Annotated in this window: 15 protein-coding genes; 7 read left to right on the top strand and 8 right to left on the bottom strand. The window is 26.1% G+C overall.

Features of this window, described 5'->3' with window-relative positions; all coding sequences use genetic code 11:
* Position 1 precedes the first annotated feature (1 nt).
* From Q0K52_RS06475 to murJ, 7 genes are all read right to left on the bottom strand, one after another.
* A complete protein-coding gene (locus Q0K52_RS06475; protein ID WP_297297684.1) occupies positions 2-538 on the bottom strand; it encodes a GrpB family protein in 537 nt (178 codons plus the stop codon).
* 471 nt (positions 539-1,009) lie between these two features.
* Positions 1,010-3,769 (bottom strand): DNA polymerase I, encoded by a 2,760-nt coding sequence (gene polA, locus Q0K52_RS06470; protein ID WP_297297682.1) that lies wholly within the window; start codon positions 3,767-3,769, stop codon positions 1,010-1,012.
* Between the two features lie 56 nt (positions 3,770-3,825).
* The gene (locus tag Q0K52_RS06465; RefSeq protein WP_297297680.1) at positions 3,826-5,124 is read right to left on the bottom strand and encodes a TonB-dependent receptor; all 1,299 of its coding nucleotides are present in this window, start codon (positions 5,122-5,124) and stop codon (positions 3,826-3,828) included.
* Positions 5,125-5,290: 166 nt separating this feature from the next.
* On the bottom strand, positions 5,291-5,731 hold the full coding sequence (locus Q0K52_RS06460) for a DUF2752 domain-containing protein (RefSeq protein ID WP_297297678.1): 441 nt from the start codon (positions 5,729-5,731) through the stop codon (positions 5,291-5,293).
* 92 nt (positions 5,732-5,823) lie between these two features.
* On the bottom strand, positions 5,824-6,204 hold the full coding sequence (locus tag Q0K52_RS06455) for a rod-binding protein (protein ID WP_297297676.1): 381 nt from the start codon (positions 6,202-6,204) through the stop codon (positions 5,824-5,826).
* A gap of 128 nt (positions 6,205-6,332) precedes the next feature.
* Complete coding sequence (locus tag Q0K52_RS06450; RefSeq protein ID WP_297297674.1) at positions 6,333-9,230, bottom strand: methyl-accepting chemotaxis protein; 2,898 nt, start codon at positions 9,228-9,230, stop codon at positions 6,333-6,335.
* A gap of 78 nt (positions 9,231-9,308) precedes the next feature.
* Complete coding sequence (gene murJ / locus Q0K52_RS06445) at positions 9,309-10,922, bottom strand: murein biosynthesis integral membrane protein MurJ (RefSeq protein WP_297297673.1); 1,614 nt, start codon at positions 10,920-10,922, stop codon at positions 9,309-9,311.
* A gap of 559 nt (positions 10,923-11,481) precedes the next feature.
* On the opposite strand from murJ, the gene Q0K52_RS06440 reads away from it, so the two are divergent.
* From Q0K52_RS06440 to Q0K52_RS06420, 5 genes are all read left to right on the top strand, one after another.
* The gene (locus Q0K52_RS06440; RefSeq protein WP_297297671.1) at positions 11,482-12,732 is read left to right on the top strand and encodes an ABC transporter substrate-binding protein; all 1,251 of its coding nucleotides are present in this window, start codon (positions 11,482-11,484) and stop codon (positions 12,730-12,732) included.
* A 100-nt stretch (positions 12,733-12,832) separates the two neighbouring features.
* A complete protein-coding gene (locus Q0K52_RS06435) occupies positions 12,833-13,741 on the top strand; it encodes a carbohydrate ABC transporter permease (protein WP_297297669.1) in 909 nt (302 codons plus the stop codon).
* A 2-nt stretch (positions 13,742-13,743) separates the two neighbouring features.
* Positions 13,744-14,598 carry a carbohydrate ABC transporter permease gene (locus tag Q0K52_RS06430; RefSeq protein WP_297297667.1) on the top strand — a complete coding sequence of 285 codons (855 nt, stop codon included), beginning with the start codon at positions 13,744-13,746 and terminating at the stop codon, positions 14,596-14,598.
* A gap of 319 nt (positions 14,599-14,917) precedes the next feature.
* Positions 14,918-15,427: a hypothetical protein gene (locus Q0K52_RS06425; protein WP_297297665.1), complete on the top strand. Its 510-nt coding sequence runs from the start codon at positions 14,918-14,920 to the stop codon at positions 15,425-15,427.
* 194 nt (positions 15,428-15,621) lie between these two features.
* On the top strand, positions 15,622-17,619 hold the full coding sequence (locus tag Q0K52_RS06420; RefSeq protein WP_297297663.1) for an AAA family ATPase: 1,998 nt from the start codon (positions 15,622-15,624) through the stop codon (positions 17,617-17,619).
* A 68-nt stretch (positions 17,620-17,687) separates the two neighbouring features.
* On the opposite strand, the gene Q0K52_RS06415 is transcribed toward Q0K52_RS06420, so the two are convergent.
* Positions 17,688-19,217: a bifunctional UDP-sugar hydrolase/5'-nucleotidase gene (locus tag Q0K52_RS06415; RefSeq protein ID WP_297297661.1), complete on the bottom strand. Its 1,530-nt coding sequence runs from the start codon at positions 19,215-19,217 to the stop codon at positions 17,688-17,690.
* Between the two features lie 143 nt (positions 19,218-19,360).
* Between Q0K52_RS06415 and Q0K52_RS06410 the strand changes: the two genes are divergently transcribed.
* Both Q0K52_RS06410 and Q0K52_RS06405 read left to right on the top strand, forming a co-directional pair.
* Positions 19,361-20,758: an MATE family efflux transporter gene (locus Q0K52_RS06410; RefSeq protein WP_297297659.1), complete on the top strand. Its 1,398-nt coding sequence runs from the start codon at positions 19,361-19,363 to the stop codon at positions 20,756-20,758.
* A gap of 284 nt (positions 20,759-21,042) precedes the next feature.
* Entirely contained in the window at positions 21,043-23,001 is a 1,959-nt protein-coding gene (locus Q0K52_RS06405; protein WP_297297657.1) for a methyl-accepting chemotaxis protein, read from the top strand.
* Positions 23,002-23,084: the final 83 nt, after the last annotated feature.

Below are 23,084 nucleotides of genomic sequence, written 5' to 3'. Positions count from 1 at the left end.
ATCAATTCTTTCTATAAAATTCTAATGCCATTTTTTCTATGTCTTTTATAAATTTATCTTTATAATTACAATATAATTCAATATCATTATTACAATTTTTCAAAGCTTCCAATTTTATTTTAACATATTCTTCAGCAATATTTTTATTAGATCTTACAAAATCTCTGAAAGCTAAATGTCTTTCAATATCAAACTTATTATTAATATCAAATATATGTATATGAGAAAATCTTTTTTTGGTACCATTATCATCAATATAATCTTTCATAAAAAATCTTCTCTTTGCTATTCCATTTTCCCCCATAGCTTTATATCCGATATTAGCAAAATCATCATTATAACAATCAACTTTATTTATATCATAAACTACAGCCAATATATCTATAATAGGTTTTGCTTTTAAATTTTCTATTGATGTGCTTCCTATATGATGAATGCTTATGAGTATATCATTAATAATATTTTTTATTTTTGATTCTTCCTCTATATATAAATTCTTCCAATTAGGATCATAATCAACAATTTCAATTATTCTCATTCACAAACTCCAAATAATAAAATTATTATATATACTAAAAATTTTTAACTTTGTAATTTTTTTTATTCAACTTTTTCCCGCCGCAAAAAGTTGCAAAAAGTGCAAATGTAAAATTAGTACTAAATAATATTAACTTTGTTTTACATGTAATATAAATTATTAAAATTAAGCTCAAATATAGCCTTTTTGCTTCTTTGTGGAAACAAAAGAAGTGGGGTGCGGGGCAAAGCCCTGCAAATATTTTAAATTAAAAAAATTATTTTTGACAAAATATAGTTGTTTATGTATATACTAAAGAATAATATAAATATTACAAAAACTATTGAAACATAATAGATTTATTTTTTATTGTTTTTTATAAAGCACATCAAAAATAATAAATATATAACAATGATTTATTAATTTTTATTTAAGAAAAAGAGTTTTTATATATAAAAATAAAATACTCTTTTTCTTTTAAAAATTCAAATATTAATGAACCTCTCCCCAGCTGTTTCCTTTATGTATATCAACAGTTATAGGCACATTAGTTTTTACTGAATGCTCCATTATCTCTTTCATTATAGTCATAGCTTTGTCTGCTTCTGACTCTGAAACTTCAACTACTAATTCGTCATGAACTTGCATAACTATTTTTGCTGTTTTTAAATGGTTTTTAAACTCTTTATGTATGGCAATCATAGCTACTTTTATCATGTCAGCTGCACTTCCCTGAATAAGGGTATTTAAAGCCATTCTTTCAGCTTCATTTCTCGCCATAGCATTTGAAGAATTTATAGTCTTTGATAAATCCCTAATTCTTCCGCACATAGTTCTTACAAAGCCTTTATTTCTTACTTCCTCAACAACTTCCTCGCAGAAAGGCTTTACTTTAGAATATGTTGCAAAATATCCTTTTATAAAATCTTCAGCTTCTTTTCTCTTTATTCCAAGTTCTTTTGAAAGTCCGAATGCTGTTTTACCGTAAATGATAGAGAAGTTTATTATCTTAGCAATATTTCTCATTGAAGGAGTTACATGCTCTTTGCTTACAGAATATATTTTCATTGCTGTTTTTCTGTGAATATCATCATTATTTTTGAATGCTTCAACTAATACTGGATCATTACTGAAATGAGCTAATAATCTCAATTCTATTTGAGAATAGTCAGCAGCTATAAGCAAATTTCCTTTTTCTGCTATGAATGTATTTCTTATTTCTCTTCCCTCTTCTCCTCTTACTGGAATATTCTGTAAATTAGGCTCTGATGATGATAAACGTCCTGTTGCTGTTACAGTTTGATTGAATGAAGCATGTATTCTTCCTGTTTTTTCATTTATTAAAGTTGGGAATACATCAAGATAAGTATTTTTTAATTTTGCATATTTTCTATATGTAAGCATGTATTCAGCTATTTTATGTTTTTGTGAAAGATCAGTTAATACTTCTTCATCAGTTGAGAAACCTGTTTTAGTTTTTTTAGTTGGAGGTATTCCCATTTTATCAAATAATATATATTCAAGCTGTTTTGGAGACTGCAAATTAAATTCTTCTCCAGCTTCCTTATATATTTTCTCTTTTGTCTTTTCTAAAAGTAAACTATACTCATCTGATAAAGCTTTCATTCTTTCGCTGCTTATATAAACACCGTCAAATTCCATATCAGCAAGTACGCTAACTAAAGGCATTTCTATATTAAAAAATAATTCTTCAAGATTATGAGTTTTTAAAAGCGGTGCAAAACATTCATAAAATCTAAATGTTACATCAGCATCTTCACAAGCATATTCAACAACATCTTTTAAAGGTGCATCTAATAATGTCTTTTTAGCATTATCAGTTAAATCAGCGTATTTGATAGTATTGTATGAAAGATAGGCTATAGCTAAATCGTCCATATTATATCTTCCTCTTGTAGGATTAATCAAATATGCAGCAACCATAGTATCAAAGTACATATTACCTAAACTTTTACCTATAGCTCTCATCATCTTGTATTCATATTTAAGATTATGACCTATAACCTTTATGTCTTCACTGGCCAAAGTATCAAATACAAGATTCATACATTTTTCTTTATCAATATTTGTTCTGCCGCTTAAATCTAAATAAAATGCCTCTGAAGATCTTATAGAAAAAGAAATTCCTATAATAGTATCTTTAAATACATCTAATCCTGTAGTTTCAAAATCTATACATACAAGTTTTTTACTCTTAATATCATTTAAAAGATTTTCTAATTCTGTTTCATTCTCTATTAAATAATAACTTGCTTTATTATCTTTAGCACTAAGTATAGGACTTTCTTCTTTTGCAGCATCATTATTATTTACCTTTTCATCAGAGATTTTTACTTTATCTTCTTTTTTAGAAGAACCGTATATATATGAATTGATTTTATCTCTTATTTGTTTTAATTCTAATTCATCTAATATTTTATTAACTTCATCAATATTTATTTTATTGCTTGCTATTTCATCATAATCTAAGTTAAAACCTTCTATATTTCTCTCAATGGTAGCAAGTTTATAGCTCATATATGCCATATCTTTTGACCCAAGCAATTTTTCCTGAATCTTACCCTTAATAGAGTCAATATTCTCATATATACCATCTAAACTTTTATATTCTTCAAGAAGTTTTAATGCTGTTTTCTCACCTACCCCTTTAACACCTGGTATATTATCTGAAGCATCTCCCATAAGAGAAAGTAAATCTATTATTTGATTCGGATAAACTCCTCTTTTTTCCTTTACCATATCTGAGTTATATTCCATAAGCTCATTATCTTTATTGCTTGCCACAACAATAACATTTTCATCAACAAGCTGAAGTATATCTTTATCCGGGGAATAAATTATAGTTTTTATATTCTCTTTTTTATTTCTCTCAGCAATAGTTCCAACTATATCATCAGCCTCATAATTTTCAAGAACTATCCTTGATATACCTAAAGCATCTATAAGATTATAAAGTATAGGTATTTGGCTTCTTAAATCATCAGGCATGCTCTCTCTATTCTCTTTATACTCTTTATATATTTCATTTCTGAAAGTTTTTCTTGAACTGTCCAAAGCTATAGCAACATATTCAGCAGGATATGTATTTATAAGCGAAAAATAAGTTCTCATAAAACCATTGATAGATGAAACATTCTGTCCCTTAGAATTTAATAGAGGTCTTTTCAAAAAAATAAAATGGTATCTGTAAAGTATACCGAATGCGTCGATAATAAGAAATGTTTTTTTCATAATATTTCCATAAATATTTTTTATAGATTAATAAATATTAAATCATAACTTAATTATTATCGTAATTTGGCAGAAACATTTACAAAATATTCTCTGCTTGATATAGGATATCCTTTGATAGTTTCATATTTAACATCTAATATATTTTTTACGCCAAACCTTAAAGACACATCTTTTTTAAATACAAAAGAACTTATTACATCAAAAGTGGTATAGGATTTATCTACTTCTGATTTTGTAGTATTATTATATTTATCTCCTATATATTGTACATTAAAGAGTACACTCGCCTCTAAATCACTACTCTTACTATATATGTATTCTAATGATGTATTGAATTGATGTCTTGGCAAACCAGGCAAACTATTATTTTGAACACTTACATTATATAAATTCTGACCGACTAAATAAGAATAATTACCCTTTATTTTTATAGTAGAGTTAATTTCTTTTATAGGTATATTGAATATTATACTTGTTTTACTTCCCTGAGTTGTTAAGTACTGATTATTATTTGTAAGTAAATCTTTTTTGGCACTTATAAAATATATAGCTTCAACAGTAATAATATCATGAGGCTTTAATGATAAACCAATATTTCCGCCTTGATAGAGATTTTGATTTTTTATGCTATTAGTATAACTTTTTCCAAGCAATGCAATATCTGTTTGCATATTAACAAAATATTTTCCTGTTAAACTAATCTGTTTTATTGGACTTATATTAAAATTAACGTTTCCGTTAACGTAGGACCTGAAATCGGCTGATGTACTTTTTTTACTGCTGAAACCTCTTTCTTCTCCGGAAGTATCTAAATTAAATTTTAAAGAACTATTATTTTGATTTTTTAAATTATATTCAAGCAAATTCATTTTACCAGATGATTTGCTTTCATTAGTTTGTGTTTTTTTATATTTGATGGTTTTATCTGCTTCCATTTTCACATCTTTCAATAAGTTCACATATAAAATTTCTTCAGATTTAGCAAATTTCTTACTCAAAATATTATATACTATTGTTCCGCTTAAAACATAATAATTAATATCTATTGAATCTATATTCTTTTTATCATATAAAAATAAATAAACTCTTTTTTCTTCATTATTTAATATTTCACCGTTCAATATGAAAGTTGATTGAGAATAGACTGTTTTATTATTAATATCTATATTGGCATACTCTTTAATTAATTCAGCGATATTCTTAGCTTTAGATGATTTTATCTGAGTTTTTCTTATAATAAATACTCTGTCTACAAGAAGCTGTTTTTCTTTATGAGCAGATTGCATTTCCTCTTGAGGATAAAGAGGGGAATATAAAAAAACACATAATAATATTAATAATATATTTCTCATCTTTATATTCCTGTTTTTTTATTACAACCTCAATTATAGTTTAAATAATACATAAACTTAAACCAAACAAATATGATTTTGAAAAAATAATATTTGATCAATATTAGCGGAATTATATTCTATAATATAAAATCCTAATTTATTAATTATATAAAAAAGAAAACAATTATATAATATTTTTCAAGATTTTTAATATTTTATAAAAGTCACTATTATAATTATATGTAAAAGGTTCTTGATTAGGAAATAATAATACAAATCTTACTATATATACAATAATAAATATTATTAAAATAGTAATTGTTATATAATTATTATTGTATATATAATCAGCTATTTTAAATTTATTTCTAAATATAGCAATTGCAAAAATAATAGTTGGAAGAATAAATAAAGGGTGATAATAAAAAGCTTTTTTAAAATTTAATTTCATTAATTCAATATGAGCTCTGGTCATACCGCAAGCAGGACAAGGAAAACCAGTAGTCTTTCTTATAAGACATAATTCACCTATTGGTATGTCATATATTTTTATATGTGTATTACTGTCATAAATTATAAAAATGGTAAGAAAAGATATTAATATGAGTTTTAATATTTTTATCATATTAAAAAATTGATAAATGATTTTAATAAAACATTATTTCTTTTTATGTAAAAGTATTAATTACATAAAAAGAAATAACATTAATATATTTATTAAACATATTTTTCCATTTGATTATATATGATATCAGCAAGACCAAAAGTTTTTGTTTTTGAAAATTCTTTAGCATATTCATCATAAAGCATATCTTCAAAAATTTGCTCTGCCATACCGCCGTCTATTAAACCGCTTTTATCAACAGTTTTTCTCATTTCTTTTAGCATCTGATTAATCATCAAAGCTTCAAAATCTTCAGAAACTTTTCTAAGACGATTTTTTTCAAATTCTTTGTCATATTTTGATGCAATATTATTATTATTTTCTGTTGGTTCTTCTATAGAAAATTTAGCATTTGAATACTGTTTTTTAGTATTTTCTAATCTAGTTAAATTAGCACTTCCCATGCTTAAATTATATTTATCTGTTATATTCATAATTTATCCTAATAATAAATTTTTATATACTATTATTTTTATCGGAAAAAATAAAAAAGCCATTAGCAATAAAAAAGCCTAAATCATATTTCAGATTTAGGCTTTTATTTATAAAAATAATATTTTTATTACTGCCAAGTTACAATATATTCAGTATATATATAACCTTTGCTTATAGACTTAGTCATTTTTACTTTAGAACCGTTAGGATATTTGAATCTGAATATATTTTTTATTATTTCATCATAATAAGTTTCTATCATAGAATCATAGTTAGGGAAATAATGTAAATGATAAATTATACGTTTCTTTTCAGCCTTAACTGGTTCTATATGAATATTTTTAAACATCTTCTTATTGAAATTAATAAATATATCAGCTAAAGTATTTCTTTTTGAAACTTTAATAAGTAATTTTGTAAAGAAAGAAAATCTTTTAAAGTCATATCTAGCTTTCTCTCTTATACCCTCTCTTGAACCTTCATAGAATTCGTCCATTATAGAAGTCATAGGTATGAAACATGAAGATGATAAAGGATATTTTTTTCTAAATTTAGTTTTAGTAATATCTTTAAATATATATCTGCATTCATCTGGCATTTGTTCCAACAATTTTTGGAATTTTTCTTTACCAAAAGTTGCTACAACAAATTTATAAATACTTTGAACGAATGCTTGTCTTCCGTAAGCTCTGTCACCTTCATTGATAATTTTTATTTTCTCTTTAATAACCTCTTCAAAGTCTTTTATAACATAATTAGACATTTCATTTTCTAACATATCAACTGAATCGCTTGCTACATTAGAAAGCTGTTCTATTTCTTTTATAAGATCAAATACATGTCCTATTTGATTTCCCATATCCTGAGTTTTTGAAACTATATCATCTGTATTTTGTGATACAAGCTTCATAGCTTCATCATTTTTCTTAGAGAAATCAGAAAGGTTTACTAAATCATCTTTTGCTATAGAAATTCTTCCATGTAAATCTGTATATTGTTCTTTAATTACTTTAACAGCATCATACAAACTTTCTATAGAAACGCTAATCTCTTTTGTTGAATCATATTTCTCATCAGCAACTTTTTTTACTCTGTTCATAGTATTAACAAAGTTTTGCATTTTAGCAAGCATATCTTCTGTTGTGATTATTCTCTCTGTCATACTTGACATTATTAGATTCATTTCTTTTTCTATATCTCTTAATATTTTCCAAGCTTTTTCAGACTGCAAATTTGTAGTAGTAGCTAATTTTCTAATTTCTTCAGCAACTACTGCGAATCCTTTACCTTGCTCTCCAGCATGTGCAGCCTCAATAGCGGCATTCATCGCTAACATGTTAGTTTGCTGAGATATATCTATAGTTGAATTTACGAAGTCTGTAATACCTCTTATAGAAGATATCAATGATTTTGTAATGTTTTCTGTTTTTACTATTTTCTCTTTACTATCTTCTGCCAAAGAAACAACCTGTTCTGATTCTTCTTTAGCCTTTCCTACTGAAATTGATACTTCCTGCATATCCTTCTGCATACTCATAGTTAAAGAATTTATTTGATTCAAACTTACAGACTGATCATCAATCTTACTTTGAAGATTATTAGTCATATCATCAATGGAAACTAATTCAGCCAAACTTGAAGCTATAATTTTATATATTTCCAAATTACTGCTTTCTACATGCTTAAACTCTGTTTGCTGAGATGATATATTATCTATTATCATAGTAACATTTTCTGTCATAGCACCAGCAGCTTCGGTAATATTTGACATTCTGTCTTTCAAAGCATTGCTTTGTTCTTTCGATACCTTTAAAGTTTTTGATACACTTGAAAATACATGCTGAACCATATCAAAGAATATTCTTATCCAAGTACTTAAATCTCCTAATGAATCTCTTGAATGAATTTTACTTACATTTACAAATATATTATTGTCAAATACGCCGGATTCCAATTCCTGAGATATTTTATCTAAAGGTTTTAAAGATATAGGTATAGTTATATTCAATACAACTATAATAACAATTACTGCCACTATCAATATAAAGAATATAGTATTATTAGTTGTCTCTAAAACATTATAGAAGAAACTTGTAGGAACGGACATAAATATATTATAGAATCCATTATCAAATTGTCTAAAGAATAATGTATAATTCTGATCTCCAACCTGATAATTTTCTCTTACTCTTGTATTTGTATAGAATGTTGTATTATTTACTATTGTATCAATCCATTCTATTTCTTTTAAATTACTAAGTATAAAATTAGGATTATCATGATAAACTATTTTTCTATTTCTTGAATCAAAAATTACAGTATTAAAAGGACCTGTTTTTACTATATTAGTAAGCATTTCATAAGCTATATCTAAAGAAAGATCTGATAAAGATACTCCTATAAGATTATTATTTATACTAGAATAAATAGGAGAAGAAAAAGAAATAACTTTTTGAGGCTTATCAATATTCTTTAAATAAGGTGAAGAATAATAAATACTTCTAGGTCTTTTAGATTCTCTGTTCCAGTTATTTGGAAGTGCTAAAGAATAGAATTCATGTTCAACATAATTATCAGTAGAATTTTCAATTTTAGGATGCATATCTCCAGTATTGCCTACATCATATAGATATAATGAATAAAGTCCTCTCATATAAGGATTATTATCTATAACATCCGGCTCAAAATATATACCGTTTGCTATAACATGATGCAATGCTGTTTGAGATTTATGGAATCTGTAAATAATTTTTCTAAGGTTAGTAGCTACATCAGTAACAGTTCCGGTAGAATATAAATCATAAGACACAGTAGCTATATCTGCCAAAGAAACTGTACCAACACTTGTAGATGAAAAAATATTTTCAAATGTTGAGCCTACATCATAGAAATAGTTCTGCGAAACATTCATAGCAGAATTATATAAAGCTTCCTTATTAGTTTTTGTATTTATAAAAATCGTAGGCGATAATGCCAAAATTACAACAATAATAACAAGTAAAAGTACTTTATTTTTTAGACTCATAAAAAAAACCTTATATTATAAAAAAATTACTGCTTAACTTATCGGATATTTACAATTTATTATTGAGAGAGATATATACTATTTTTTAATAAACTTTCTAAATAATTTTCCTTTAAACATATTAACAAAAGAAAGAAAATCATCATTTTTTAATATTAAATTAATAATAGAATATGATAAAACTCCTAATAATATTACTATAAATACCTTAAATATAAAAAATATCCTAGAATCTCCTGTTCCTGATAATAAATAATACTTCACACCATAAACAGATCCTGCCATAAACAAACTGGATATCAAAGTTTTTACAACTTCAAGTTTCTTATTTACTATCGATTTCACAGTCATTCTCTTCATAAGCAATACATATAGTATACAAAAAGATACAATATTTGCAATAACACTTGATATAGATATTCCTATAATATCGAATTTAAATACATAAACACATAAATAATTACTAACAGCATTAATAATGAAGGTAAAAAAGGCTATATAAACTGGTGTTTTCATATCCTTCATAGCATAAAATGACTGTACAAGTATTCTGTAGCTTGCCACAAAGAATAAAGATATAGATAAATATCTTAAAGCACTTGATACTAAATATGTAGATTTTGAAGAAAATGCCCCATATTCAAATATCATTCTTACAATTTCCTTTCCAAGAACCACAAAACCAAAAGTTGCAGGAATAGTAACCAATGCAACAAGTCTAAGAGAATAACCCAAAGTTTCAACAGCCTCATCTTTTTTCTTATCCGCTATTAACTTACTTAAAGTAGGAAGCATAACAGTTGCCACACTAACAGCAAAAACACCTAAAACAAATTCATGTATTCTTGTAGCAAAAGTAACAGCAGAAACCCTACCCTCTCCAATGGCACCGGCAAAAGCAGTGGATACTAATAAATTTATCTGATATATGCTAGCCCCAAAAATACCGGGAGCAAATAATTTTATCATTCTTATAACATAAGGGTCTTTAAAATTAAAATTAGGCGTAAAAGTAAATCCTTGCTTATGTACAAACGGCATTTGATATATAAATTGTACAAACCCTCCTAAAAGAACAGCAAATGCAAATACATAAGCCATATTATTAAAGAAATCAGGCAAAAAGAATTTAAAAAATAGAGCCATAGATATAATTACGGTATTTAAAAGTATAGGACTTGCTGCTGATATGGAGTAATATCCTCTTATATTGAGTACTCCCTGCATAAGTGCTGCCAAAGATATAAATAGAAGATAAGGAAACATTATTCTTGATAAATCAGTAGCTAATTTTAATGCTTCTATATTATCCTTACCAGATTTATAAAGTATATTAACCAATAAAGGAGAAATTATGATACCAATAGCAACAATTACTATTAATATTAGTCCTAATAATGTAAAAATTGCTCTAAAAAACTTTTTTGATTCTTCTATACCCTTTTCTTTTTCAAGCTCAGTAAAAACTGGTATAAAACTAGCTACCATATTACCTTCGGCAAATAAACGCCTTAAAAGATTAGGAAGTATAAATCCTATTGCAAAAGCATCAGCTATAAATGTAGTTCCAAGCAGAGCAGCCTGTATTTGATCTCTTACAAGTCCGAATACCCTACTTACTGTAGTTACTAATGACATTTTTAATGATGATTTGGCTATTTTCTCTTTGCTTACTGTTTTATTTTCTGACATATTTCCTCTAAATTATATTTTTTAAAAATTCCTATATAATGTTTAATAATAACAGAATATTAAATATATTATAAAACTATAAATTAAAAAATAATAAAAAACAATCAGGATATTTTACTTAACATAATATTTTTTACAATTAATTTTATAAAATTCAAATAATATTGATAAACTATTTTTAATATAAATATTTTTAATTTTATATTATAAACTATAATAAAATATATTTTCATAAAAAAATAAATAATGATTATTTAATATTTTGTATATAATTTTTTATATCGTAATTGACTTTTTAATGATAATAATTTAAGATGCATACCAATAAAATCTTAAGGGTATTTTTTATGAAAATTTTTGAAAAAATCAATAAAAACTATTTCATTTACAAATACCATTTCCCTCAAATTTTCTAATCAATAGATGGGTCATCTATTTTACAAACATCAATAATATAATAAATCATTAATTTATTACATACAGAAGAAATTTATATAAAATTATATAAATAATAATCATAATAAAAAAATAAAAAATATTTTTGGAGGATAATTTTATTATGAAAAGAATTTTACTTATTCTATCTTTATCTTTAATTTTATTTTTGCCATCATGTTCCGGCGGAAATGGTTCAGAAAAGAAAAAAATTGTTTATTGGTCAATGTGGAATGAAACAGAATCTCAAGGTCAAGCAGTGAAAGCAGCCATTGAAGATTATATGGCAAAACATCCTGATATAGAAGTAGAGATAAATTTTAATGGCCGAGAAATAAGAAAAACACTTCAGCCTGCATTAGACAATGGTCAAACTATAGATTTCTGGGATGAAAATATAGAAAGAACAACCAAAAACTGGGGAAAATATGCATTAAAATTAGATGACTATATCACTAATGTTTATGATACTACAGGCGGAAAACCTTATGAAGATGTTATTATAAAATCATTACTAGATTTAGGAAGATCTTTTTCTTCAGATGGTTCATTATATGCTATTCCTTATCAGCCTTTTGTATTCTTATTTAATTATAACAAAAAAATATTTAGAGAGGCAGGAATAGAAAAAGTACCAGAAACTTGGCAGGAATTTAAAGATGCTTGTGCTAAAATAAAAGCATTAGGAATACCGCCTATTACTGATGATGATGCTGAAATTAATGCTTTATTAGGATACCATATGGCTAAATATAAAGGAACAGAATTCGTTCAAAAAGTAGTTACAGAAGGTTTATGGGATGATCCTACAGTATTAAAAGCAGCTAAAGATTGGCAGGAAATGGTAGAATTAGGATATATATCTCCTAAAGTTGCTGGAAATAAATTCCCTGCAGGAAGACATGAATTAGCAAGAGGAGAAGCTGCAATGTTCTTAAATGGTACTTGGGTTCCTAATTTTGTAATGGAAACTGCAGGCGAAGATTTTGAATGGGGACATTTCCCTTATCCTACAGTAGAAGGCGGCACTGACGGACTTTATGATATGCATTATGGAAGTCAGTCATTCCAAATAAATAAAGATACTAAATATCCAAAAGAAATTTTTGATCTTATAGTACATCTTACTACTGGAAAATGGGACGAAGAAATAGCAAAACGTTCTTATGCTCTTCCTGTTTCAAGCACAAGTACATATTGGACAAAACAGCTTGAAGATACTAAAGAAATATTCCCTAAATTAGGTAAATATTATCCTTTAGATGGAGGAATAGATGTTAATACAGAAAAAACTCCTATAATAAATGCTAATGTTATAAAATTAATGTCAGGTCAAATAACAGCAGAAGAATTTATTGCTGAAATGAAAAAATAAAATAAAAAATAATTAATTAAATAAATTAGATATGCTGTATATTTTTAGTATTTATAATGCTAATTAATACAGCATGTCAATTATTTTAGAGTATAATATTATGTATAAAAAATATAGAAAAATAACAGCTGTAATATTTGTATTACCAGCAATAATTATATTTCTAATAGCATTCTTGTATCCTGTAATTAGAACTGGTATCATGAGTTTATTTTGTGTTGAAACAATATCAGACAGCATAATGAACTGGAAATTCGTAGGAATAGATAATTTTATATTTTTATTTCAAAGTAAACTATTTTTAAAATCATTAAAAAATGTTTTTATTATATGGCTTGTAGGCGGATTAATAGTTTTTTCTATATCTCTTTTTTTCGCATCTATACTTACAGCTCAAGATATGAAATTAAAATCATTTTTTAAAACAATAATTTATCTGCCTAATATAATATCTTCTGTTGCTTTGGCTACTATGTGGATTTATTATTTTTATCAGCCTGATTATGGTTTTTTAAAATCATTTTTTACTTTAATAGGGCTTCAAAATTTGGCTGATATAAAATGGGCTTCTCCTAATTATATATTCATTTCATTACTGATTGCATATTCTTTTTCTAATGTTGGATATTTTATGGTAATGTTTTGTGCTTCTATGGAATCTATACCAATAGCATTATATGATTCTGCATCTATAGACGGTGCAAATTCTTTTGATAAATTTTTTAAAATTACATTGCCTTTAACATTAAATGCAATAAAAAGTGCAATAGTAATCTGGAGTATAGAAGCTTTCGGAATGTTTGTATGGTCTCAAATATTCTCGCCTTTAGATCCTGAACCTGGAACAATTACTCCTAAAATATATATGTATTTTCAATTATTCGGTTCCAATTTAATAGTTTCAGATAGAAATGCAGGATTGGGGGCTTCAATATGTATTATTTTATCTATTATAGCATTGATTTCTTTTTTACTTGTAAATTTATTTTTTAGGGATAATAATAAATAATTATGTTAAATCGTTTAGAAAAAAAAATAGTAATTAATAAGTTATTTTTAATAATTAAATACATGATAATGATCACTTGGTGTTTATTAATATTTATATGTATAGGCTGGATATTTTTAGCTTCATTATCTACAACAACAGATATATTTGACGGAAAAATTCTAGCTTCAGGAATAAATTTCAAAAATTATTATAAAGCTTTTGTTAATAACAGAGTTGGAATATATTTTATTAATTCTATTATTTATTCATCAACTTCTGTAATAGGATTGGTAATATTATGTTCGCCTGCTGCTTATGCAATAGCAAGAATAGATTTTAAATTAAATAATGTATTAAAGAAAATTTTTGTATTAGCAATGGGAGTTCCCGGCATAATGATAGTTATTCCGCTTTTTGGAATAGCTGCAACTTTAAAATTAATAAACAATAGATTCATATTAATATTAGTTTATATAGCTATGCATATACCTTTTACAATTTTCTTTCTTATATCATTTTTTAAAAATATATCGCATACATTTGAAGAAGCTGCCGCTATAGATGGATGCAGTCCTTTCAGAGCTTTTTGGAATATAATGTTTCCATTGGCATCACCAGGAATAGTAACTGTATCTATATTTAATTTTATTTCAATATGGAATGAATATTTTACAGCATTAATATTTGCAAATAAAACTAATTTAAGACCATTATCAATAGGGCTTTTTTCTATGATTCAATCTATGAAGTATACTAATGATTATTCAGGAATGTTTGCTACTGTTGTTATAGTTTTGATACCTACTATTATAATTTATATAATACTGTCTAAAAAAATTATATCGAATATTACTGCAGGCGGAATTAATGAATAATAATTATAAATTTTAAATAATATCAAAATTTATTATACTTTGAATAAATATATTTGGCTCACCCATTAAATATCTTATAACTAACAAAAAGTAAATTGTATCATTGATATAATGAAACGATAAATACCGCAATTTCAAAATTAACAATAAAATCTATTTAATAAAATTTATCCTAATTAAAACACAAAATACACTTTACACTTTTTGTAATTAAAAATTTTACATTTTTTGTAAATTTATAATTGACATTTTCTGTAAACATACTATACTATAAATATATCAAAAACATAATCATAAAAAATAAAGCGAATAAATTAAAATGGAAAACAAATTACTAAGAGATAAAATAAGAGATCTTGATTTAAGAATATCAGATTTGGCAGAATATTTAAAAATATCAAGACCCACTTTATATAAGTATATAGATATGTACGAAGAAGGAAACAGAGGCACAATAGACACAAAAATATTAAATCTATTTGACTATATACAAAATAGTAAAAATATAGGGAACAGTAATGTTATTTATTATATAATGAATAATATTATTGAAAACAGCAATACAAATAATAGCGAGGAGGACAAAAGAATGAAAATAAAATCATTATTAAAAACAGAAAATAAAACAAAAGAAGATTTTATATATATGCTTACAGAAGATAATTTCTTTGACCCTATATTGGACTATTTGATGAAGTGTAAAAAACTTTCTGCTGATTCGGACAAAAAATTATCTGATGAAGATTATGAGTTTATATCGCCTCTTATGAGTTTATATAAATCTCAAGGCTTTAGAATGAGATTATCAAATAAAGATAAAAGTAGATAACATTTTTTATCAATAATTGGCTTTATGACAAATAGTTATTTATTATGATAATATAAAATTTATAAAAAATGGAAATAAATAATATTTTTTAGTCAAAATGCAGTCTTTTTGCTTCTTTGTGCCAACAAAAGAAGTGGGGGCGTTGGGGGCTAGCCCCCAAAATAATAAATACATAAAATCAAAGGAGAAAACTTATGAAAAGATACTTAACAATTAAAAACTTCAGAAACATTAACCCTGTAATAGTAAACAAAGATAAAGAAAATAATTCAGCAGTCAGAGAAGATGAAGTAAAATACGGCAGATTATATCTTAACGGAGATGTAGAACAGGGTGCATTAATTAGCATTATAGGAGCAAACGGCACTGGTAAAAGCAATATACTTTCAGCAGTAGAAAAAGCATTTAAAGGCGGCATAGATGATAAAAGGGATAATCCCAAAATAGACGGCTTTAAAGACTGCAAACCAGAATTAGAAATATTTTTAGAAGTAGACAGCGGACTTATATATAAAGGTAAATATAAAATTATAAAAAATGAAAACAAATATAAACTTGTATGGGAATTAGAAGAAAATAACATTAATATTGATACCATATTAAGTAAAGATTATTTATTAAAAATAATAGACTGGGCATTTAAACTTCCTAATAATAGTAATAGTTTTATTAGATATGAATATAATGAAATATACTATGTTTATAAAAATAATTATGGAGTTGATAATAAATCAAAAGAGAAATATACTTATGAAGATATATTAAATTATGCTGTATCAAAAATAACGGATATACTATCTAAATATAATGAAAATACAGATAAATTAAAATTATTAATTAGCTTGCTTGATGCAAGATTCTATAAACTAAATAAAATTTCTGGATATTATGAGTTCAATTTTAATGTAATTGTGACTAATCAAAATTACATAGAAGAATTTAAAAAAATATTAATGGAAATTGAATGTCAAGATATAAATATATATGTCCATAAAGAAAATATAAAAAGCAGTGAGCTTACAGTGGAATGTTATATGTATAGGGATGGTAATCGTATATGTAATCCTCCAAGAAATATTATATCTAAATCTAATTTTCTACGTTCATTATTCAAAGCTGCAGGTAATATGGATATGTATAATAACTTAATAAACAATTATGAAAATATATTATCAGATACTGCTTTCACAAAACAGACAGAAAATGAAATAAATAAACTTTTTGACAGCACTATATCAAAAAAATTCAATAAGATGTATAAATCAAATAATGAATATAGATTCAAAGCAGCACTAGAAAAAGACTTTATAAAAATATATTTTGAAACAAAAAACGGGCTTACAAATTTAGAAAATGAATCCGATGGCTTTAATTGGTTTTTCAGCTTGTTCTTTAATACAATAAATCCTAATGAATTAAAAAAAGGAGATATAATAATAATTGATGAGCCTGAGCAGCATTTATCAGTACCTTTAATAAAAGAGCTTAGAAAATTTTTAAAACAGTTTGCAAAAGATAATGGTATTACTATAATAACATCTATACAAAATCCTTATTTTGCTGATATTAATCATTTAGATGAATTAAAAATAGTGGAACCAAAACAAGATGGCATAGGCGTAAAAATAGAAAATGACTTCTCCGCTACTTATGGAAAAGTGGATTCATTAGAAAAAATTATCAATGCATTCGGTGTAAAACATATAGATATTACAAGAGACACTAGAATAATATATGTTGAAGGCATTACAGATTATAATTATCTTACAGCTTTCAAATTATTAATGGAGCATATAGAAAACAAAGAAATAAATACCGCTTTTATGCCTATTAATGGAGTTGGAAAACCTAATGATGAAAGACAAAAAAAAGATATAATAGATTCTTTATGTCAATTATCAAAAAATCCTACTCTATTAATTGACAGCGATATTTCAGCAGATCAATTTGCAGAGTTGGCAGAAGAAACAAGTTTGAGAATAACTCAGCTTAAAGATATTAACCCTAATTTTATTACAATAGAAGATTTATTTGATAATATGGATAAGCAATTTTTTAGAATAGATAAAAAACATAAAGATGCACTTGCTTCTAGTTTATTCAAAAATAATATAATAGAGTATTATGAAAAAAAGATAATATCTCAGGCTACTATAGATAATTTCTTTAAGGTTATCAGAGAAATAGATTAATAAAAAATATTTCTAAAAATAAAAGGGACTGTTTTTTACAGCCCCTTTTAATTATATATAAAAAAATTTTAATTAAATATTATACGCTCTGTGTCATCAATAGAAGTTTCAGGAATATTTTTATATTCTTTTAAAGTTTTAATTATTAAATCTCTCATATCAAGTCCTGTATGTATAATGTTTTCTCCATATTGAAACAAAGGCTTTCCGTTTGAATCTATATACTTTTCGCCTCCGTTAAATATATAGTCAGCAACGGCAACTACATATTTTTCATTGTCATTTATAGGTTTGCCTTTTATGTATGATTCTAAAAGTTTTCCGTTACTGTCAAAATTTATAATACAGTCTTTTGATATCTGTAAAAACGCTCCCTCCCCTTTTCTTGAAGCTGATAACTCTAATATATTTTTTAAATCTTTTCCGCTTAAAGTTGTAAGTATTATTAAATTATCGAATGGGAAAAACTCATAAATATTTCCTAATGTAACTTTTCCGCCCGGAAGCTGTCCTCTTAAAGAACCAGAATTTATTAATGCTATATCGATGCTGTTTTGAGATGATGCTACTATATCAGAAACGAAATTTCCCAAAGCTGTAGACTTATTTCTCACATTCTCATCTGTTAAAGCATAAGGTAAAGAAGCTATTTCTATATTAAACTCTTTATCAACTTGGCTTTGCATTTCATCTATTTTTGCCAATATAGTTTTGTCTTCTTCTATAGTTTCATCTAATCTTATAAGTTTATAATCAGGATAAGCATATTTTCCATTTTTAAATATTATATCTATAGTACCTATATACTCTCCGTATTGTCCAGCCTGAACTATAGACGTCTTTCCTATAATAACCGGTTTTTCTAATACTGTATGAGTATGACCTCCTACTATAATATTAAATGTATTTGGAATCTCCTGTGCTATTTTTTTATCAATATCGAATCCTGCATGGCTTAATAATATGGTAACATCATTAGTGGTATTTAAAGGAATTTCTTTTAAAAGATTTTTTAATGATGATACCTCTTCTTCTATATCAACATAATCAAGCCCCTGAGTAATATTCATCTTCTCGCTTTGTAAAACTCCTACTATTGCAGTATTTACTCCATTAATATTTGTTACTATATATGGAAGAACATAATTTTCACCTGTAGCGATTACTTTTACATTGCATGCTATTGTTGGGAAATTTCTATTGCTTATAATATTGTTCAGCTGATCTATTCCAAAATCAAATTCATGATTTCCAAGTGCTGATACCTGAACACCAATGTCATTCATAAGTTCAACTTCGTCCATTCCCTGATAAACTATAGAAAATACACTTCCTGTAATAGTATCGCCTGCATGCATAACTATAACATTTTTATTATCATTTTTTATATTATCAATAAAAGTTTTTCTTCTTGCCGCACCGCCGTATCTATTAGTAATACCATCTTCTTTTGATACTTTTATAAACTCTCTGTTTTTTGAATGAGTATCATTCATATGTACTATTGTGAGAACTTTTGTTCCATTATTAGTATTATTGGAGCATGAAACACATAAAATGATAAAAAGAATAATAAAGATCAAGCCTATTTTTTTCATTTTGATATCCTAATTATAGTTTTAAATTAATAATATAGTCATTAATTTTTAAAGTCAATAATATTTAGATGTAATAAGTTTGACTAAAATATAAATAAGTTTATTATATAAAAAATATTAAAGAATTATTATATGGGATTTTTATGGGAAATGAAGCAATCTTAAATGATACAAATAGCAAGGCTAATGATTTATCCAATAAACCTGTTGGAAGATTATTATTTCAATTAGCACTTCCTGCAATAGCAGCACAAATAATAAATGTTTTGTACAATGTTGTAGACAGAATGTATATAGGACATATTCAAGATATTGGTGCTATGGCTTTAACTGGGGTTGGAGTAACAATGCCGGTTATAATGGCAGTATCGGCATTTGCATATCTTATAAGTATGGGCGGCTCTCCACGTGCATCAATTATGATGGGAAAGCAGGATTATGATAAGGCAGAAGAAATACTCGGCAACTGTGCTATGACATTAATCATTATATCAATTACTTTGACTATAATATTATTACTATTTTCAAGACCATTGCTTATGATTTTTGGTGCTAGTGAAAACACTATAATCTATGCCTTGAGATATTTAAGAATATATTCTATAGGAACAATATTTGTTCAATTAGCTTTGGGACTTAATACTTTTATAACTGCACAAGGAAAAGCAAAAACAAGCATGTTCACTGTACTAATAGGAGCAATTACTAATATAATACTAGATCCTATATTCATATTCGTATTTCACATGGATGTAAGAGGTGCTGCTCTTGCCACAATTATATCACAGGCTATATCATGTATATGGATACTTTCATTCATGACATCTAAAAGGACTATTTTAAAATTAAAATTCAAAAATTTAAGAATATCCCCTAGTGTTATACTTCCATGTTTGGCTTTAGGTTTCTCCCCTTTTATAATGCAATTTACTGAAAGCGTTTTATTCGTATCCTTTAATACTTCACTATTAAAATATGGCGGTGATTTGGCTGTAGGTGCTATGACAATATTAAGCAGTATAATGCAATTTTCTTTCCTTCCTATAATGGGACTTACTCAAGGTGCTCAGCCTATCATTAGTTATAATTATGGAGCTAATAATCTTGACAGAGTAAAAAATACCTTCAAAATATTATTGATAAGCTGTGTTTCTTTTTCTACTTTAATGTGGGTAATATCCGAATTTTTCCCATATCTTTTTGTAAGAATATTTACAAGCAATGAAGAATTAATCAATTACAGTATATGGGCTTTAAGAATATATATGGCCAGTTCTTTAATATTCGGAGCTCAAACTGCATGTCAGCAAACATTTGTAGCTTTGGGAAATGCCAAAATATCAGCTTTTTTAGCCATATTAAGGAAGGTAATACTATTAATACCTCTTATATTTATATTGCCAATATTTCTTGAAGATAAAGTTTTTGCTGTACTGTTGGCAGAACCTATAGCAGATTTTCTCGCTGTATGTACAACTGTAACAATGTTTACTATATCATTTAAAAAGTTAATTAGATCTTCAAACATTAATAGAAGCTAAAAATACATATCAAATTATCATTTATAGTAAAAAAATTACTATTTACAATTATACAAAGAGTTTTCGTATTGACTTTTTTAATTTTTAATGCTAGCATAATTTATAATTGTTGAAATAGTGTGATAGAGCGGTAATATACAAATTAGGAGCCAACCTCAAGTAACAGAACTGAAAATTGTATAAAGTATTTTATTCAAAAAATAATTTTAAGACTATATAAAACATCTTGATAATTAAAATATATAAAAACAATTTAATAATTATGATTTTATGGAGTCATTATTATGTTTAAAAAAGTAGGGTTACAATTTAAAATTAGTTTATTAATACTTAGTATATTTTTTGCTATGATTATAGTGTCCAGTATAGTAAATATAATCTTAGTAAATAATGTAAACAGAAAAAAATCTTTAGACTATCTAAAAAAATCAGTTGAAGCAGAATCTTACAGAGGCCAAAATATATTAAAAATCGAATATGTTTATTTATCAGAATTAGCATCTACATTAGAAGATTTATATGGTATAGGTATAAGAGATAGAAACACATATTCAAGCGTAATAAGCAATTATGTACAAAATGAAGATTCAAATATAGTTGCTATGGGTTGTATATTTAATAAAGACTTATTAGATAGCGATGCAAATTACGTCAATAATGAATTTTATGCTGATATAGCAGGACAATTTGGGGTATATTTTGCAAAAAATAATGGAAATGCTTTTCAGCAAAAATTTGTAGCATCAGATTTAAATGCTGAGTATTTTACTGTATCTAAAAACACATCAAAACCGCATATAACACCTATTTATTTATACAATATAGGAAACACAAAAACAGAAATATATACTTGGAGTATTCCTATATTTGATAGTAATGGCAAAAATATAGGTGTAGTTGTTGCCGATGTATCTCCTGAAAGTTTGGCAGCCTCTATAGCAAAAATAAAACCTTATCCTGAAAGTCAAGTTATTTTATTCGATACTGCTGGAAATTTGGTATATAATGCCGGAAAATCAGATGGTATAGGAGAGAATGCTTATAATGTATATGATTGGTATAAAAATTTCCAAATAATAGAAAATGTAAGAGCAGGAAAATCACTAAATTTTGAACATTTCACAACAGTATTTGATGAAGTTGGAACTTATGTAATATCACCTGTAACTATGTTTGAAGGATATAATTGGGGAATAGAAATTCTTACTCCAAGCAGAGTTATACAGGCAGAAACAACAAATATAAGAAATATAATGATAGGGATATTAATATTTATATTGATAGTTTCTGTAATTATCACACCTATAATAATAAGAAAGAAAGTATCTAATATAATAATACTTTTAGCTAAAGATATTATGGCCATGTCTACTGGAGATTTAACTATAGAAATATCTCAAGGCTTTGAAAAGAAAAATGATGAATGGGGGGACATAGCTAGAGGATGGAAAAAAGCTATGGATAATTTTAATAGTGTAATAAATACAGTAAGACATTCAGCAGAACAAGTTACAACTGCAGCAAATGAAGTTTTAATAGGTAATAATGATTTATCAGAAAGAACAGAATCTCAAGCATCTAGTTTGGAGGAAACAGCAGCTTCTATGAATGAAATGGCTAGTGCTATAAAAGAATCAGCTGAAGGTGTTGCTCAAAGTACTTCTATAGTAATAGATGCAAAAGAATATATCAATAAAGCAGGAGTCATAATAGAAGACAGTGTTCATAAGATGGATAATGTTTATGAAGCTAGTGCTAAAATAATGGATATCACTAAACTTATAGAAAATATTGCTTTCCAAACTAATATACTTGCTCTTAATGCTTCAGTAGAGGCAGCAAGAGCTGGCGATCAAGGACGCGGTTTCGCAGTAGTTGCTAGTGAAATAAGAAATTTAGCACAAAATACACAAGAATCAGTAAAAAATATTACTTCTTTAATAACAGACAGTAATGATAAAATAAAATTAGCAGCTAGCAGCGTACAGGAATCAAAAACTATATTTAATGAAATATTAGAAAAAATGGATAATGCTGCTTCAATAATGGATAAAATCAATACTGCTGCTCAAGAACAAGAAAAAGGTATTGATCAAGTTAATATAGCTATTAATAATATGGATGCATCTGTACAGAAAAACGCTGCTTTGGTATCAGAGGCTACTTCAGCATCAGAATCTTTATTAAGTGAGGCTAATGATTTATTAAAAGCTATATCATATTTCAATTTAAAAAATAATTAATATAAAATATATTTTTTCATTTCATTATTTGTTTATATAAAAACAGTAATAATGAACTGAAAAAATATAAAAATATCTTTACT

Origin of the sequence: uncultured Brachyspira sp. (assembly GCF_944390845.1) — a bacterium.
In the GTDB taxonomy this organism is placed as follows: domain Bacteria; phylum Spirochaetota; class Brachyspiria; order Brachyspirales; family Brachyspiraceae; genus Brachyspira; species Brachyspira pulli.
This window is presented reverse-complemented; position numbering and strand designations above follow the sequence as displayed.

Coding starts and splice junctions, on each gene's coding strand:
- Q0K52_RS06475 (WP_297297684.1), bottom strand. CDS start 538: ATGAGAATAATTGAAATTGTTGATTATGATCCTAATTGGAAGAATTTA.
- polA (WP_297297682.1), bottom strand. CDS start 3,769: ATGAAAAAAACATTTCTTATTATCGACGCATTCGGTATACTTTACAGA.
- Q0K52_RS06465 (WP_297297680.1), bottom strand. CDS start 5,124: ATGAGAAATATATTATTAATATTATTATGTGTTTTTTTATATTCCCCT.
- Q0K52_RS06460 (WP_297297678.1), bottom strand. CDS start 5,731: ATGATAAAAATATTAAAACTCATATTAATATCTTTTCTTACCATTTTT.
- Q0K52_RS06455 (WP_297297676.1), bottom strand. CDS start 6,204: ATGAATATAACAGATAAATATAATTTAAGCATGGGAAGTGCTAATTTA.
- Q0K52_RS06450 (WP_297297674.1), bottom strand. CDS start 9,230: ATGAGTCTAAAAAATAAAGTACTTTTACTTGTTATTATTGTTGTAATT.
- murJ (WP_297297673.1), bottom strand. CDS start 10,922: ATGTCAGAAAATAAAACAGTAAGCAAAGAGAAAATAGCCAAATCATCA.
- Q0K52_RS06440 (WP_297297671.1), top strand. CDS start 11,482: ATGAAAAGAATTTTACTTATTCTATCTTTATCTTTAATTTTATTTTTG.
- Q0K52_RS06435 (WP_297297669.1), top strand. CDS start 12,833: ATGTATAAAAAATATAGAAAAATAACAGCTGTAATATTTGTATTACCA.
- Q0K52_RS06430 (WP_297297667.1), top strand. CDS start 13,744: ATGTTAAATCGTTTAGAAAAAAAAATAGTAATTAATAAGTTATTTTTA.
- Q0K52_RS06425 (WP_297297665.1), top strand. CDS start 14,918: ATGGAAAACAAATTACTAAGAGATAAAATAAGAGATCTTGATTTAAGA.
- Q0K52_RS06420 (WP_297297663.1), top strand. CDS start 15,622: ATGAAAAGATACTTAACAATTAAAAACTTCAGAAACATTAACCCTGTA.
- Q0K52_RS06415 (WP_297297661.1), bottom strand. CDS start 19,217: ATGAAAAAAATAGGCTTGATCTTTATTATTCTTTTTATCATTTTATGT.
- Q0K52_RS06410 (WP_297297659.1), top strand. CDS start 19,361: ATGGGAAATGAAGCAATCTTAAATGATACAAATAGCAAGGCTAATGAT.
- Q0K52_RS06405 (WP_297297657.1), top strand. CDS start 21,043: ATGTTTAAAAAAGTAGGGTTACAATTTAAAATTAGTTTATTAATACTT.